Origin of the sequence: Luteitalea pratensis (assembly GCF_001618865.1) — a bacterium.
GTDB lineage: Bacteria > Acidobacteriota > Vicinamibacteria > Vicinamibacterales > Vicinamibacteraceae > Luteitalea > Luteitalea pratensis.
In genome coordinates this window covers 279,833-294,493 of sequence record NZ_CP015136.1, presented here as the reverse complement: position 1 = coordinate 294,493, position 14,661 = coordinate 279,833, and the positions used below count along the sequence as shown (strand labels likewise).

Here is a 14,661-nt window from a genome sequence, read left to right as displayed (position 1 = left end):
CCGGAACGGGTAGGTCTATACTCACCTCCGATAGCCACAGTCGATGATCGGCCACGATCCCCATCGATGACTCCGTCGCGCACGCTCCCGCTGCCTGAGCAGGCGACCGCGCTCGCAGCGTTGGTCTTGACGGCCGTCCGTCAGGCCGTCGTCGTCACCGATACGACGGGCCGTATCACCTACTGGAACGACGGCGCCGTGTGCGTGTTCGGCTGCAGCGCCGAGCAGATCGTCGGACGGCCGCTGCTCGAGCGCCTCCCCCAACACTCGCGAACCGATCTGCCCACCCTGATGCGGGCCATGCTCGATGGCGTCGACTGGGATGGCGAGTGCGAGGACCTGCGGAGCGACGGCTCGCGCCTCTGGCTCGACGCGCGGGTCCGGCTCCTGCGGCATCCCGATGGCACGACGGGCGGCGTGGTGGGGATCGCGGAGGACATCACGGCGCGCAAGGACGGGAAGTCCGCGGCGCGGATCGCGCCGGACACGTCTCGCCAGACCGAGGAGCGCCGGCGCGGCGCCCGTGATGCCGCCAGCGCCGCGAACGCGCGCCGCCGGACGGAAGATGCGCTCATCTGGCACAACCGCATCCTCGAGCTGATCGCGCGCGACACACCGCTCGAGGAGACGCTCGCCGACGTGGTGCAGATGGTCGAGGCGCAGTTGCCTGGCTCCTTCTGCTCCGTGTTGCTGCTCGACCGGACCGGATGCCTGCGCGTCGGCGCGGCGCCTTCGCTGCCGTCCGCGTACAACACGGCGATCCAGGGGCAGCCCATCGGGCCAGACCAGGGGTCGTGCGGCTCCGCGGCATTTTTCGGTCGTACCGTGGTCACGTCGGACATCGCCACCGACCCGGTGTGGCAGAGCTTCAGCGAACTGGCCCTGGCGCACGATCTGCGCTCGTGCATTTCCGTGCCGATCCTGGCCAGCGGCAACGTGCCTGGCATGGAGACCGGGCGGGTGCTCGGCACGTTCGCCGTGTACCGACACGAGGCCGGCCCGCCCAATCCACACGCCTTCGCGATCGTGGCCGGTGCGCAGTCGGGCGGTTCCGGTTCAGACACCGCCGTTGATGGTTCGACGAATGCGCTCGCCGTGGCCGGCGCGGCGCACCTGGCGCGGGCGGCGATCGAGGCGGGGCTCGTACGGCAGGCCGTCCGCGACAGTGAAGAGCGCTTCCGGAACGTACTCGACGCCTCGCCGGCGCTCGTCTACCTGAAGGATCTCGACGGACGCTACCAGTTCGTGAATCGGCAGGTGGTGGAGTTGCTCGGCCTGCCCTACGACCACTGGATGGGCCGCACCGCACGGGAACTCGTGACGCCGGAGATGGCCGACCAGTTCGAACGCAACGACCAGATCGTGCGAGAGACGTTGCGCCCGCGTCAGGTCGAGGAGACAGGCACTGACCGGGACGGTCGCCACATCACGATGCTTTCGACGCAGTTTCCACTGTTTCGGGGCAACGGCGTACCCTACGCGCTCTGCGGCATCTCGACCGACATCACCGACCGCAAGGCTGCACAGCAGGAGCGGGACTATCTCTGGAACAACTCGCCCGACCCGGTGTGCATCGCCGGCTTCGATGGCTACCTGCATCATCTCAACCCGGCGTGGACGGAGCGCCTGGGCTGGACGGCCGAGGAACTGCAAGCGGAACCCTGGCTGTCGTTCGTCCACCCCGACGACGTCGAGGCAACCAGGATCGTCGGCGATCAACTGCGCCGCGGTGAACGCGTGTACGGGTTCGTGAACCGCTATCGGGCCAGGGATGGTTCGTACCGCTGGTTCTCGTGGAACGCGATTGCGTTCCTCGACCAGCAGTCCATCTACGGCTTCACCCGCGACATCACCGAAGAGCGCCGGCTCGGCGAGCAGATCCGGCAGGCACAGAAGATGGAGGCGATCGGACAGCTGGCGGGAGGCGTCGCCCACGACTTCAACAACCTGCTCACGGTGATCAACGGCTACACCGCGTTGCTGCTCGACGACGAGCCGCCGCTGTCGCCCCGACGCGAGTCGCTGGCGGAAGTCCGCGATGCCGGTGAACGGGCCGCCGCCCTGACCGCACAATTACTCGCGTTCAGTCGCAAGGCCATTGTCGAACCGAAGGTGCTCGACCTCAACGAGGCCACCGCCTCGGCTGTCCGCCTCCTCAAGCGGCTCGTGGGCGAGGACGTGCGCTTCGAGGCCACATTCGCGCCCTCGTTGCCGAAGATCCGCATCGATCCGGGCCAGCTCGAACAGGTGCTGATGAACCTCGTCGTCAACGCCCGCGATGCGATGCCGACCGGCGGCCAGTTGCGGGTGGCCACGAAGGAAACGTTGCTGCCGGTCGGGCTGAAAGGCGAGTCCTCTGACACGACATCGGGCCGCTACGTGCGCTTGATCGTCTCCGATACCGGTATCGGCATGTCCGACGAGGTGAAGTCGCACCTGTTCGAGCCGTTCTTCACGACCAAGGGCATCGGCAAAGGCACCGGACTCGGTCTGGCCACGGTCTACGGCATCGTCCGCCAGGCGGGCGGCACCGTGCTGGTCGACAGCGAGGTGGGACGCGGAACGGCGTTCCACGTCATGTTCCCGGCGCTGGAGTCGGCGAGCGAGCCTCCCCCGAAGGCAAGCGCGCAGGCGTCGCCGCGGGGGCACGAGACGGTGCTCCTCGTCGAGGACGAAGAAGCCGTACGACGCTTCACGAGAGTGTCCCTCGAGCTACAGGGCTATCGCGTGCGCGTGGCCGCATCGGCGCGCGAAGCGCGGTCGATGGAACACGAGCTCGCGCACGTGAAGCTGTTGATCACCGACGTGATCATGCCAGGGATCGGCGGCCGTCAACTGGCGCAGGCCTTGCGTGGGCGCTGGCCGGCGCTGCGCGTGCTGTACATCAGTGGTTACACCGACGACGCCGTCGTGCGGCACGGTCTGGACGCCGCGGCCGACGCGTTCCTGCAGAAGCCGTTCACGCCTCAAGCCCTGGCGCGCAAGGTTCGCGAGCTGCTCGATGGCGGGCAGGCGGTCGCGTCGGGAACCTGACGCCGAGCGCGTCACGCGCGCGTCCATGGGCGCTGACTCTCCATCGGATGTGAGCTGCCTGCCAGGCGCTCCTGCCCGAGCAGGATTGGCACCGCCACTCGAAGCAGGAACGTGAAGACCAGGAATCCGACCGCGAACACGCCGGCCGCCACGCGCAGTTCGTGGATCGTCGGCGAGTACTCGTAGATGGCGCCCAACGTGTCGGGCGTGAAGCCGGGGATGATCAGGCCCATGCCCTTCTCGATGTAGCCGCCGGCGTAGGTCGCCATCGCGCCGACGTTGAGCATGACCGGGTGTCGCCGCAGCGCCGGCACGACGAACAGGACCAGCGCCAGGGCCTGGAGCCCCACCGCCGCCCATGCGTACGGGACCAGCGTACGGTGTGCGCCGATTCCCTCGAACCAGTACCGCGTGTAGAGCGAGTGCTCGGTGTTCGAGTAGTACTCCTTGAACACCTCGGCGCCGTGGAAGAACAGATTGAGGAAGATCGCGTAGGCCATCAGCTCGGCGATCTTCTGAATGGCCTCGTCACGGATCTCGAAGGCGGTGAAGCGCCGCAGCAACTGCAGCACGATCAGCAGGATGGCCGGGCCGGAGCTGAACGCCGAGGCCAGGAACTGCGGCGCCAGGATCGAGGCGTTCCAGTAGGGCCGCGCCGCCATGCCCGTGTAGAGGAACGCCGTCACCGTGTGAATCCCTATCGCCATCGGGATCGAGAGCAGCACCAGCGGCAGCACCAGCCGCATCGAGTAGTGCCGGCCGCGGAACGTGCTGAACAGCACGTGCGTCACGACGATCAGGTTGATCAGCAGATAGAGGTTGAGCACGATCACGTCCCAGGCCATGACCGAGCGCGGGAAGTTGAGGTACCCGATCACGGGAAGGACGTGCCAGAAACGCTCCGGGCGGCCGATGTCGACCAGGACGAACAGCAGGCAGATCAGGATGGCGCTCACCGCCAGCAGCTCACCGATGATCACGACCTCGCGGATCGGCTTCCAGTCGTAGACGTAGGCCGGGATCACCAGCACCACGGCGGCAGCTGCGACCCCCACCATGAACGTGAAGTTGCCGATGTAGAAGGCCCAGCTCACCGGGTCGCGCATCGCCGTGACCGCCAGGCCGACGCGGAACTGGTCCACGTAGGCCAGCATCCCCGACGCCACCAGCAGCAGGAGCACGCCAATCCAGCCCCAGTAGAGCGCGTCGCCCCGTGAGACGAGCCGCAGGCTGGTGGTGCCGAACCCGACGAACGCGCGCATGGTCTCCACGGCCGCCTCACGTTGCGTAGAAGTAGAAGAACTTCGGCATGGTGTTGAGTTCTTCCTTCAGCACCATCACACGCTTGTGCTCGATGATGTAGCGGATTTCGCTGTCGGGATCGAGCAGGTTGCCGAACTTGCGGGCGCCGACCGGACACACTTCGACGCAGGCGGGATAACGTCCGGCGCGGACGCGCTGGATGCAGAACGTGCACTTCTCGACCACGCCCTTCGGCCGCGGCCGGTTGCCCAGATAGTGCATGGACGGATTGACGTCCTTGCTGGCGATCGACGGCGCCTTCCAGTTGAAGTGCCGGGCCCCGTACGGGCAGGCGGCCATGCAGCAGCGGCAGCCGATGCACCAGTCGTAGTCGATCACCACGATGCCGTCCTTCTCTTTCCACGTCGCGCCGGTCGGACACACCTTGGTGCACGGCGGGTCCTCGCACTGCTGGCACTGCACCGGCACGTAGAACTTGCCGTCCTCGGGCACCAGCTCGGGCTCGTAGTACTCGTCGGCGTGCGCGAAGTCGACCCCGTGTGCCTTGTCCATCTGGAGGACGCGGATCCAGTGCACCTGCGGATCGCGAGACTGGTTGTTCTCCTCGACGCAGGCGTAGACGCAGCGGCGGCAGCCGATGCATCGCGAGATGTCGAGGGCGTATCCGAACAGGACCCCGGGTTGCGGCCCGGCATCCGACACCGTCACGTCCTTGCCGTACTTGGAGGAATACTCGCGCTCCATGTCGCGCACCAGCTGTCGCAGGCGCTCACGAGGCACGTCGTACAGCCGTTTCGGGCCGCACGCGGTCAACACGAAGCCGGCTGCCGCGGCGGCGGCGCAGGTCGCGAAGGTCCGCCGTGAGACCGGCTCGGGTGTGGTGTCCACAGCAAGCTCCCTTGACGAGGCCGACACCGCGCTACCGCGTCATGCGGTCCGGCCGCATCGGCGCAGGCTTCGGGGCCAGGGCCTTGAAACGCGGCGCGTGCGGGTCGTGACAGTGCACGCACAGCAAGTATTCCTTCCGGCCGTTCCAGGAGCCGGTCCGGCGCCCGTGCACGCCGGCTCGCCAGTCACGCACCTTCTCGCCGTGGCACTGACCGCACAGGTCGTACGACTGGGCGAATGGCAGGAGTTCGCCGCTCGCGAGATGGAGCTGGTCGCGATTGGTCGCGTCGTGGCAGTCGAGGCACCAGCGATGCTGCTCGTCGTGCTTCAGCACGATCTCGTCGTGCGCGTCCACCAGGGGCCGTCGTATCCGATTGGGCGGAAGATCGGGCTCCGCGTGGCACCCGGAGCAGGGAAAGACGCCCTCGGAGAACGGCGGTGGTGGCACTTCCACCAGCGTCGGGGCCGACGAGGCGACGGCGCGCGCCTGGGCGCCGCCGGCCGCGTCGCGGGTCGTGTCGCGGGCCGACACGGCGTCGCTGCATCCGGACAGGCAGGCCATCAGGGCGATCGCCGCGATAGACCGACACGGTGCGACGAGCCTGCTAGCCATGAGCGAGATCCACGACGTGCTGGACCTCGCGGACCCACATGGTCTGGAACACCTGGAGACGCTGTCCGAGGAGGGCAGCGATGTTGCCCAGTACCACGTAGCCCACGTCGGGACGGCTCGTGAAGTAGGCCAGCAGCATGTCGCGCGGAAACGCGAGCAACTCCGTGGGCTGCCGCGCCTCGGCCTTGAGCGTGAAGCGATGTGGCGGGACGAGCGTGGACCACCCCAGCGTCTGGCCTGCCGCGCAGTCCTCGATGCGCACGTCCTCGTCGTGCCCCTCCACCTGCATCGGCATCCGCAGCTCGATCACACCGTGAGCGACGATGTACAGGCGAGTGGCGTCGTCACCGATGCGGAACAGCACCTGCCCGGGCTCGAGCGTGAGTCGCGAACCCCGGGCCTCGAGCGCTGTCGCGTCCGAATCGGAGAGGCCGGAGAAGAGTTCCGGGTGCGGTGTCATGGCCATACCTCAGTGCAGGAGTGGAGAGTCGGTGTGCTTGTGGAGGGACGCGACCGTCGGGTACCGGTGGAACGACTCCGCGGCGGCCTTTTCGAGACGAATGTGCTGTTCGAGCCGTTGCAGCAGCAGCGGTAGGTGGGCGCTGGCAGGCGCGCCGTGAGCCGCGGGGCCGACACTGACCTGGAAGAACCGCGGTGGGCCCAGCACGTCGGCGGCGTGGAGGACCGGTGGCGTCGAAACCTGTGACTCGCGCCAGAGATAGGCCAGGATCACAGCCTGCAACGCAGTGACGATCACGGCCAGACCGAGCATCAGTAGCACTCCCATCGGGGCCTCCTTGCAGACGTTGCCTCGTGAAGGAGCACGATGGGTGCCAGCGTTGAGGAGTCGTCAACGCCGTGATCCCGCGGGACGCGGGGCGCAGATTCCACCCTTGCCTGCCAATGTGTCAGGCCGACGCTGACGTTCCGTCAGTCGTTGACGGGGCATTCGGACTCTGCCACGATACGCTCGCGCTTCGCGCGGGCAGGCGGTGTCATGCGACCGCGGTTGACCAGCACGACGGTTGGTCTGGCCCTCGGCATCACGGCAGCGGCAAGCATCGCCTCGGCCGCGGGAGCCTACCTCTATTCACTCCGCCACACAGAGACGCTGATCGAGACGGCGCGGCGCGACGCGGTCGCCCGGTCGGAGCTGATTCGGGGTGCGCTCGAGCACGCAATGCTCGAGGACGACCGCACGCTGATCTCGCGGATGATCGCGACCTTCGGCCGTGAGCCGCACGTGATCAACGTGATGCTGCTCGATCGTCAGGGGAAGGTGCACTTCTCGGGCCGACCGATCGCGGACGACGACCTCGATATCGCATCGCCCACCTGCCAGGCGTGTCACCGGTACCCACCCGCGGCGCGCACCTCGAGCCGCGTCATCGACACCGCCGGCAGCCAGATCCTGCGGACCGTGGTACCCATCCGCAATCGCGCCGAATGTCACGAATGTCACGACTCCAGGCACGCCATCAACGGCGTCCTGATCTCGGATCTCGACGCGGCGGAGATTCATGCGGCCGCCGGACGCGACCTCCGGTGGATGGTCGGTGTCACCGCCGCCATCACCATCCTGCTGGTGGCGGCGCTCGGCCTCATCGTGCGCGTGCTCGTGCTCCGGCGGCTGCAGCGCTTCGAGGCGGCGGCGCGGCAGATCGCGCAGGGAAACCTCGACAGGCGCGTGCCAGTGACCGGAAGCGACACCATCTCGCGGCTGGCGCGCGAGTTCAACACCATGGCCGACTCGGTGAGCTCGCTCGTCGGGCAGGTCCAGGGAGAACGCGAGCGTCTCGAGACGATCATCAACAGTATCGAGGACGGAATCGTCGTCCTCGATGCCGACCGGAAGGTGGTGGCCGCCAATACCGCCTTCATCACGCGGTTCGGCACGTCGCGCGAGACCCTGCTCGGCGACTCCTGCCGAAGGGATGGCGCGGCCGCGTGCGCGGTCGTCGACTGCCCGACAATGGCGTGCCTCGAGTCGGGACAACCACAAATCCGCATCTGCGAACGGCACACCCCCGACGGCTCGGTCGCCTGGGAGGAGGTACACGCCTCGCCCGTGACGCGACTGCCCGACGGCAACGTCCACGTCGTCGAGGTCTGGCGTGACATCTCGGAACGACGTGCCGCCGAGGCGCAGCTGGCCGAGTCGCACAAGCTCGCATCGCTGGGCCTGCTCGCATCGGGATTCTCGCACGAACTCAACACGCCCCTCGGCACCGTGCTCGCGTGCGTCGAGGGCATCGGGCGCGAGATGACGCACAACGGCGAGAACTCCGACTGGGCATATGTCCGCGACTATGCCGCCACCGCGCGCGAGCAGGTCCTGCGCTGCCGGGGCATCACCCAGCAGTTCCTCCGGATGGCGCGCGGGGATCCGTCGGTCGCACAGGTGGTGGACGTCGGCGAGGCCATGGCGATGGCCACGCGCCTTGTGACGCCCACCGCACGGGAGCGTGGCGTGGCGCTGGTGCTCGACGCCCCTGGCGCCCGTCGATTGCGCGTGAAGGCGGCGGAATCGGAACTCCAGCACGCCCTGATCAACCTGCTCCTGAACGCGGTGCAGGCGAGTCCGCCAGGTGGCACGGTTCGCGTCGGCGCGACCGCACACGCGGGTCAGCAGGTGACGATCGACGTGAGCGACAACGGCTGCGGCATCACCCCGGAGCATCAGGCGCACATCTTCGAGCCCTTCTTCAGCATGCGGGCAGGCGGCACGGGCCTGGGCCTGTTCCTGTCGAAGAACTTCGTGCGGCACTGGGGAGGCGACATCCTCGTGCGGAGCTCGGTCGATCGCGGTTCGACCTTCTCCATCGTGCTTCCGGCCATCGGTGACACCGTTGAATCCATCCCCGCCTAGGACCTCCGCCACGGTGCTGCTGGTCGACGATGACGATGCGTTCAGGAGCGTGCTGGCTGCTGAACTGAAGCGGATGCACTTCTCGGTGTCTGCGGCCGCAACGGCGGCGGAGGCCCTCCGTCGCGTGGTCGACGACGAGCCCGACGTGGTACTCCTCGATCTCCGCCTGCCGGACGTCGATGGCCTCGAGGCGCTGCGGAGGATCCGGCAGGTGAGCCCTGCAACCGACGTCATCATGCTGACCGGGCACGGGTCGCTGGACGAAGCCGTGGAGTCGATCCGGATCGGTGCCTTCGACTACGTCACCAAGCCGTGCCCGCTCGATGAACTCGACATCCGCATCCGGCGGGCACTCGAACGGCAGGCGCTTCGCAGGCGCAACAGCCTGCTCGAGCGGGGGCTCACGCCACCGGATCTCCGCAGCGCGTTCATCGGCGACAGCCCGGCGTTCCGGCAGTTGCTGGACCTGATCGAACGCGTGGCGGCCACCGACTCCACCGTGCTCGTCACCGGCGAGACCGGGACGGGCAAGGAGATGGTCGCCAAGTTGCTGCACGCGCGCAGCGCGCGGCGCCATCGCCCGTTCGTCGTGGTGGAGTGCGCGGCACTGCAGGAGACGCTGCTGCAGAACGAGTTGTTCGGACACGAGCGCGGCGCCTTCACGGGTGCCGATCGCGCGAAGTCGGGGCTGTTCGAGGTCGCCCACGGCGGCACCATCTTCCTCGACGAGATCGGCGAAGTCAGCCTCGCCACGCAAGTGAAGCTGCTGCGGGTGCTCGATACGTCCTGCTTCAGGCATGTCGGCGGGACCACGGAAATCCACGTGGACGTCCGCGTCCTTGCCGCTACCAACCGGAATCTCGCCGACATGGTCGCGCAGGGCGTGTTTCGCGAGGATCTCTACTATCGGTTGCGCACCGTGGAACTGCGGCTTCCTGCCTTGCGCGATCGGTGCCGGGACGTCGAGCTGCTCGCCGGGCACTTCGTCGGGCTGATGGGAGAGCGCTTCGCCGTCCGCAAGCACCTCGGCCCGGCGGCACTCGACCTGCTGCGGCATCACGACTGGCCCGGCAACGTCCGGGAGCTGATGCACGTCATCGAGGCGGCAGTGGTGGTGTCGGAAGGCCCGGAGATCCGACCGGAGCACCTGTCGATCCACGCGCGGCAAGCTCCGGCAATGCCGGCGCCCCCCGACACCGTCGAAGGGCGGTTGCCGACACTCGAGGAGATGGAGCGCACCCACATCGAGCGTGCGCTCCGCGCCGCGCGCGGGCACCGCGGTCACGCCGCCAGCGCGCTCGGCATCAGCGAGCGCAACCTGTATCGGAAGCTGCGGAGCTACGGGCTGCTGTCGTGAGCCGGGCGCCGGACACCGACACCCGTCGTCGGGCTCCAGGTCTGACGGGCACCGCTGCCGTCGACTCGGACACGGTGTCGGTGACCGCCGGACTGAAGTCCGGCGGCTACGCCTCTCAGGGAGCTACGCCCTTCAGGGCAGCGCGAACGCGAACAGGGCTCGCCCGCACGCAGTGGCGATGTGTTGCCGCCCGTCGATCTGGAAGGCGATCGGGTTGCCCGAGCACGGGGCTCCGGCCTGGAAGTCCCACAGCGGTCGCCCCGTTTCGGCATCGAGGGCGTAGACGTTGCCCTCATTGGTGCTGCCGAACACGAGTCCGCCGGCAGTGGCCATGACGCCGGCCCAGAGTGGCGACAGCAGGCGATGCTCCCAGCGCCGCTCGCCTGTCAGCAGGTCGAGCGCGCGCACCGCGCCGTAGGCCTCGCCGGGGGCCTCCACGATTTCGCCGCCGCCCATGAAGGGCTTGCCGGGCTCGTACTTGGCGTCGGCCTTGAAGTAGCGTGAGCCCATCTCGCGGACCGGGACAAACAGCAGGCGCCGTTGCGAGTCGTACGCCGGGCTGAACCAGTTGGTGGCCCCTTGCAGGCTCGGCCACACCGCCGTGCCGGTCGCCGACGGCTCCATCCCGGGAATCAGGATGGGCCGGCCTCGCGCGTCGAGCCCGCTCGCCCACGTCTGCTTCGCATAGGCGGTGCCCTTCAGGAACTCCCCGGAGGTGCGGTCGAGCACGTAGTAGAAGCCGTTGCGATTCGCCGTGACCACGAGCTTGCGCGCGCGACCGGCGATCTCGGCGTCCACGAGCACCGGAATCTGGTTGGCGTCCCAGTCGTGCGTGTCGTGCGGGGTGAACTGGAAGTGCCATCGCAACGTGCCGTTCGCCGCGTCGATCGCGATCAGCGAGCAGCTGTACAGGTTGTCGCCAGGGCGGACGTCGCCGTTCCAGTCGGGCGCCGGGTTGCCGACGCCCCAGTAGAGCAGGTTCAGCTCCGGGTCGTAGCTGCCGGTCAGCCACGTCGGAGCGCCGCCGGTCTTCCAGCTGTCGCCGCTCCACGTGTCGTGTCCCTTCTCGCCAGGCCCAGGCACGGTGTGGAAGCGCCAGACCCTGGCGCCCGTCGCCGCATCGTAGGCATCCACAAAGCCCCGGACACCCGCCTCCCCGCCGCTGACGCCAATGATGATCGTGCCGGCGATGGCGAGCGGCGCCGAGGTGATGGCGTAGCCGAGCGCGTTGTCGGCGACCTGGACGGTCCAGCGAACGGCTCCAGACACGGCGTCGAGCGCCACAAGTCGCGCGTCGAGCGTGCCAACGTAGACGCGTCCGTCCAGCAGCGCGACACCGCGGTTGGACGGCCCGAAGCCGATGACGCGCACTTTGCTCGGGATCGACGGCTCGTAGCGCCACAGCGTGCGTCCCGTGCGGACGTCGAGCGCGGCGACGCGACTGCGCGCCTCGGTGATGTACATCACGCCATCGGCCACGAGAGGTGTGGTCTGGAGGCCGCCTGCCTCCTGGGCCTGGTAGACCCATGTCGGGCGCAAGCGGGCCACGTTGTCGGGCGTGATCTCGGCCAGCGGCGAGTAGCGATGCCCGTCGTAGGTCCCCGAGTAGGTCAGCCACGCTCCCGGCTCCTGGACGGCCGAGGTGATTCGAGCGGGCGTCACCTGGGCACGCACCCCAGGCACGAGGGCGAGGGCGGTCAGCCACGCGAGGAGGCACCGTCGCGCCACTGGACTCGTCATGGCCGGCCCGTGCGCGTCATCAGGTACGCGACCAGGTCGTTCAGTTGCGTGTCGTCGAGCTGTCCGCGATAGCTGGGCATCACGCTCGTCTCCGGCTCGAAGGCCAGTTGCTGCAGGTCCGCCTTGCGGAACGAGACCAGCCGGCCGGTCTTGTCGCGCAGCTGGATGGTGAAGGTGTCCTCGTTGACCCGCACGCCGACGACCTCGTCGCCGCGCCGCGGGCGCGCACGCACCTGCACGTACGCCGGGTACCCGTACGGCTCATAGGGGAGAGGCCGCTCGGGCCGGGCAGCGGCGGGATTGATCAGTGACTCACGCAGGTAGGCTGTCCCGCGAAGCACGCCCACGTCGGTCAGATCGGGGCCGAAGGCCGTTCCCCCGCCCTCGAGGATGTGGCACGCCGCGCAGCCGGCGCTGTCGTAGACGCGGCGGCCGCTATCGGCATCGCCTGTCAACGTCTCGGGTGGCCGCTGCCCGAGCGATCGAACGTAGGCCGCGACCTGCTGCGTCTCGATCTCGGACAGTGACCAGGCGCCCATCATGGATGTCCCGGGCACTCCTTCCGAGACGATCGCGATCACGCCGGCCTCGTCGGCCGCTCGGCGCAATCGCGGGCGAGTCAGCGGCGGCCCCGACCCGCCCGAGCCGTCCATGCCATGACAGCGCGCGCAATAGACCTCGAAGACCTTCGCACCGCTCGCCAGGTCGGCCGCAGTCGGCTGCGCCAGCGGTGGTGGCACTTGTCCGCGTGCAGTGACGACTGCGGCGCTCCCGGCCAGGCCGAGTGCGAGGGCCACACGACGACAGCGCGTGAGGACATGGGCACGCATGGCGATTGCGGGCGGTATATCACGATGTCGGGATGTACCGCCATCTCGCGGGTAGGGCGCGTTCCCGAACGCGCCTGGCCTCGGGCCGCTTCCGCCTCCGCCAAAGGCTTCGGCGCGCCAGGCGGGGACGTGCCCCTACCATCAGCGGGAGAACACCGCTTCGTCGAGGTTCATGATCGTGCTGGCCACGATCGTCCACGCCGCGAGTTCGGTCGGGGCGAGTGTGGGATCGCGCGGACGCTCGCCGGTCGCGAGCAGCGCGACGGCGCTGTCGGGTGCGGCCGCGAAGCCTTCGCGCGTCGTCTCGTAGAGGCGGGTGAGCTGGGTCACCTCGGACGCTGACGGCCCTCGGGTGATCACGCGCCGGAAGGCGAGTGTCACGCGATCGGCAGGGGTCGTGCCATCGCGCATCAGCTGCTCGGCGAGGATGCGGGCGCCCTCGACAAACTGCGGATCGTTGAGCAGGATCAACGCCTGCTGCGGGGTGTTCGTGCGCTGCCGCGTGACGATGCAGGTGAGCCGCTCGGACGCGTCGAAGCCGATCGCCGATGGCGGCGGCGCGGCTCGCTTCCACGCCGTGTAAAGGCTGCGCCGGTACAGGTCCGCGCCTGTGGACAGCGGGTACTTGGCTCCGGCGGCAAGCGACTCCCACACGCCGTCTGGCTGGTAGGGATACACGCTCGGCCCACCGATGCGACGCACGAGCAGGCCGCTCGCGGCCAGGGCCGTATCGCGCACCTCCTCGATCGGCATCCGGAATGCCGGCCCGCGACCGAGCCAGATGTTCTCGGGGTCGGCGGCGCGCGCCTGCTCGGCGGCGAGTGACGACTGGCGGTAAGTCGCCGACATCACGATGTGCTTTTGCAGCGCCTTGGCATTCCAGCCGGACTTCACGAACCTGGTGGCCAGCCAGTCGAGCAGCTCGGGATGGCTCGGCATCCGCCCCTGGCTGCCGAAGTCGTCGGCAGTGGCCACCAGGCCGCGACCGAAGGCCATCGCCCAGTACGATTGACGAACACCCGTGCCGTCAGCGGATTGGCCGGCGCCAGCAGCCAGCGCGCGAGGCCGAGACGGTTGCGCGGCAGGCCCGGGTGCAACGGCAGGATCGCTTTCGGCGTACCGGGAGTGACCGGCTCGGGGGGCGCGTCGTACGCGCCACGCGCGAGGATGAACGTCGGCCGGGCCGCGGGCAACTCACGCATCGCCATCACGCTGGGCTGGGCGGTCAGGATCGTGTTCTCTTCACCGCGGACCTTGGTGATGGCATCCAGGCGCGTGCGGTAGGCCGCGTCGACACGTAGCAGGTAGTGCTGGCGCAGCCGCGCGCGATCGCTCGCCAGAAGTTCGGCACCCGGCGCGGCGAGCAGGGCCGGCAGCGCATCGGTACCGGTGGCCAGCGTGGCGACTTCGAGATCACTGAGCTGTCGGCCGTAGGCGCGGAAGTCCTCGACTGTGACGTCGCGCAACGATTCCTTGCTCAACTCGCCGAGGCTGCCGAGACGCAGCCCCAGCGGCGCCCCCGACATCTGCCGCCCCTCGATGCCGCTGTTGATGAGGCTGCGCTGCAGGTTGTCGACGACCGTCTTCGTGGGGACGGGACGGCCATCGAGGAACAGGCGCAGCCCGGCGGCGCGGCTCGATCCGTCGTAGGTCAGCGACAAGTGACGCCACTGCGTCACCGGCATGGGATCGGCGGTGCGAATCTCGATGGAATCGTCAGGCGCCACGTGGTGCAACGCGGCAGTGAGCGTGCCATCAGCCTCGAGGCGCACGAGGTAGCCCCGATACCCGTTCGCGAAGCTCCCCGACCGTGCGATCAGTGGCCCGGCGGTGCCAGCCTTGTCGATCCGGAACCACGTGGCGAGCGAGAACGGCTGATTCCGCTCGAAGAACGCCGCGCCCTCGGGTGACTTGATCTCGCTGTCGCCGCGCAGCCGCTGTGCGCCGCCGAGGCGACCGGGCACCGTCTCGGGAGCACGGTCCTCGTCGCCACCGAGGAAGGCCGGCGTCCGCGACGATCCGAGGTTGGCAAAGGTCAGCATCGGCACCAGCTTGCCCTTGCCCTCCT

12 protein-coding genes are annotated in these 14,661 nt (G+C 68.5%); 3 read left to right on the top strand and 9 right to left on the bottom strand.

From position 1 onward, the window contains the following. Positions 1 to 66 precede the first annotated feature (66 nt). On the top strand, positions 67 to 3,033 hold the full coding sequence (locus LuPra_RS01255; protein WP_162271271.1) for a PAS domain S-box protein: 2,967 nt from the start codon (positions 67 to 69) through the stop codon (positions 3,031 to 3,033). 11 nt (positions 3,034 to 3,044) lie between these two features. On the opposite strand, the gene dsrP is transcribed toward LuPra_RS01255, so the two are convergent. The 5 genes from dsrP to LuPra_RS01230 are packed head-to-tail and all read right to left on the bottom strand — an operon-like array spanning position 3,045 to position 6,584. Further along, a complete protein-coding gene (gene dsrP, locus LuPra_RS01250) occupies positions 3,045 to 4,295 on the bottom strand; it encodes a sulfate reduction electron transfer complex DsrMKJOP subunit DsrP (RefSeq protein ID WP_110174462.1) in 1,251 nt (416 codons plus the stop codon). Between the two features lie 16 nt (positions 4,296 to 4,311). Further along, the gene (locus LuPra_RS01245; RefSeq protein ID WP_234800668.1) at positions 4,312 to 5,184 is read right to left on the bottom strand and encodes a 4Fe-4S dicluster domain-containing protein; all 873 of its coding nucleotides are present in this window, start codon (positions 5,182 to 5,184) and stop codon (positions 4,312 to 4,314) included. 31 nt (positions 5,185 to 5,215) lie between these two features. Beyond that, positions 5,216 to 5,746 carry a cytochrome c3 family protein gene (locus tag LuPra_RS01240; RefSeq protein ID WP_110169081.1) on the bottom strand — a complete coding sequence of 177 codons (531 nt, stop codon included), beginning with the start codon at positions 5,744 to 5,746 and terminating at the stop codon, positions 5,216 to 5,218. Positions 5,747 to 5,789: 43 nt separating this feature from the next. Further along, complete coding sequence (locus LuPra_RS01235; RefSeq protein ID WP_157898605.1) at positions 5,790 to 6,257, bottom strand: Crp/Fnr family transcriptional regulator; 468 nt, start codon at positions 6,255 to 6,257, stop codon at positions 5,790 to 5,792. A gap of 9 nt (positions 6,258 to 6,266) precedes the next feature. Further along, positions 6,267 to 6,584: a hypothetical protein gene (locus LuPra_RS01230; RefSeq protein ID WP_110169079.1), complete on the bottom strand. Its 318-nt coding sequence runs from the start codon at positions 6,582 to 6,584 to the stop codon at positions 6,267 to 6,269. A 210-nt stretch (positions 6,585 to 6,794) separates the two neighbouring features. On the opposite strand from LuPra_RS01230, the gene LuPra_RS01225 reads away from it, so the two are divergent. Both LuPra_RS01225 and LuPra_RS01220 read left to right on the top strand, forming a co-directional pair. Next, positions 6,795 to 8,666 carry a sensor histidine kinase gene (locus LuPra_RS01225; RefSeq protein ID WP_110169078.1) on the top strand — a complete coding sequence of 624 codons (1,872 nt, stop codon included), beginning with the start codon at positions 6,795 to 6,797 and terminating at the stop codon, positions 8,664 to 8,666. A gap of 13 nt (positions 8,667 to 8,679) precedes the next feature. Continuing rightward, positions 8,680 to 10,023 (top strand): sigma-54-dependent transcriptional regulator, encoded by a 1,344-nt coding sequence (locus tag LuPra_RS01220; protein ID WP_157898604.1) that lies wholly within the window; start codon positions 8,680 to 8,682, stop codon positions 10,021 to 10,023. Between the two features lie 132 nt (positions 10,024 to 10,155). Here the strand turns inward: LuPra_RS01220 and LuPra_RS01215 are convergent, their stop codons facing one another. The 4 genes from LuPra_RS01215 to LuPra_RS01200 form a co-directional block, all read right to left on the bottom strand. Next, a complete protein-coding gene (locus tag LuPra_RS01215) occupies positions 10,156 to 11,763 on the bottom strand; it encodes a pyrroloquinoline quinone-dependent dehydrogenase (protein ID WP_110169076.1) in 1,608 nt (535 codons plus the stop codon). Then, a complete protein-coding gene (locus tag LuPra_RS01210) occupies positions 11,760 to 12,593 on the bottom strand; it encodes a c-type cytochrome (RefSeq protein WP_110169075.1) in 834 nt (277 codons plus the stop codon). The genes LuPra_RS01215 and LuPra_RS01210 overlap by 4 nt, the downstream gene beginning before the upstream one ends. Before the next feature lie 141 nt (positions 12,594 to 12,734). Beyond that, positions 12,735 to 13,589, bottom strand: a complete 855-nt coding sequence (locus LuPra_RS01205; RefSeq protein WP_110169074.1) for a DUF1553 domain-containing protein — start codon at positions 13,587 to 13,589, stop codon at positions 12,735 to 12,737. Further along, positions 13,484 to 14,635 carry a LamG-like jellyroll fold domain-containing protein gene (locus tag LuPra_RS01200; RefSeq protein ID WP_234800991.1) on the bottom strand — a complete coding sequence of 384 codons (1,152 nt, stop codon included), beginning with the start codon at positions 14,633 to 14,635 and terminating at the stop codon, positions 13,484 to 13,486. Before LuPra_RS01200 ends, LuPra_RS01205 begins: the two co-directional genes overlap by 106 nt. Positions 14,636 to 14,661: the final 26 nt, after the last annotated feature.

What these genes read in the sequence shown, in the direction of transcription:
- LuPra_RS01255 (WP_162271271.1), top strand. Translation starts at nt 67, where the DNA reads ATGACTCCGTCGCGCACGCTCCCGCTGCCTGAGCAGGCGACCGCGCTC.
- dsrP (WP_110174462.1), bottom strand. Translation starts at nt 4,295, where the DNA reads ATGCGCGCGTTCGTCGGGTTCGGCACCACCAGCCTGCGGCTCGTCTCA.
- LuPra_RS01240 (WP_110169081.1), bottom strand. Translation starts at nt 5,746, where the DNA reads ATGGCCTGCCTGTCCGGATGCAGCGACGCCGTGTCGGCCCGCGACACG.
- LuPra_RS01235 (WP_157898605.1), bottom strand. Translation starts at nt 6,257, where the DNA reads ATGACACCGCACCCGGAACTCTTCTCCGGCCTCTCCGATTCGGACGCG.
- LuPra_RS01230 (WP_110169079.1), bottom strand. Translation starts at nt 6,584, where the DNA reads ATGGGAGTGCTACTGATGCTCGGTCTGGCCGTGATCGTCACTGCGTTG.
- LuPra_RS01225 (WP_110169078.1), top strand. Translation starts at nt 6,795, where the DNA reads ATGCGACCGCGGTTGACCAGCACGACGGTTGGTCTGGCCCTCGGCATC.
- LuPra_RS01215 (WP_110169076.1), bottom strand. Translation starts at nt 11,763, where the DNA reads ATGACGAGTCCAGTGGCGCGACGGTGCCTCCTCGCGTGGCTGACCGCC.
- LuPra_RS01210 (WP_110169075.1), bottom strand. Translation starts at nt 12,593, where the DNA reads ATGCGTGCCCATGTCCTCACGCGCTGTCGTCGTGTGGCCCTCGCACTC.
- LuPra_RS01205 (WP_110169074.1), bottom strand. Translation starts at nt 13,589, where the DNA reads ATGGCCTTCGGTCGCGGCCTGGTGGCCACTGCCGACGACTTCGGCAGC.
- LuPra_RS01200 (WP_234800991.1), bottom strand. Translation starts at nt 14,635, where the DNA reads ATGCTGACCTTTGCCAACCTCGGATCGTCGCGGACGCCGGCCTTCCTC.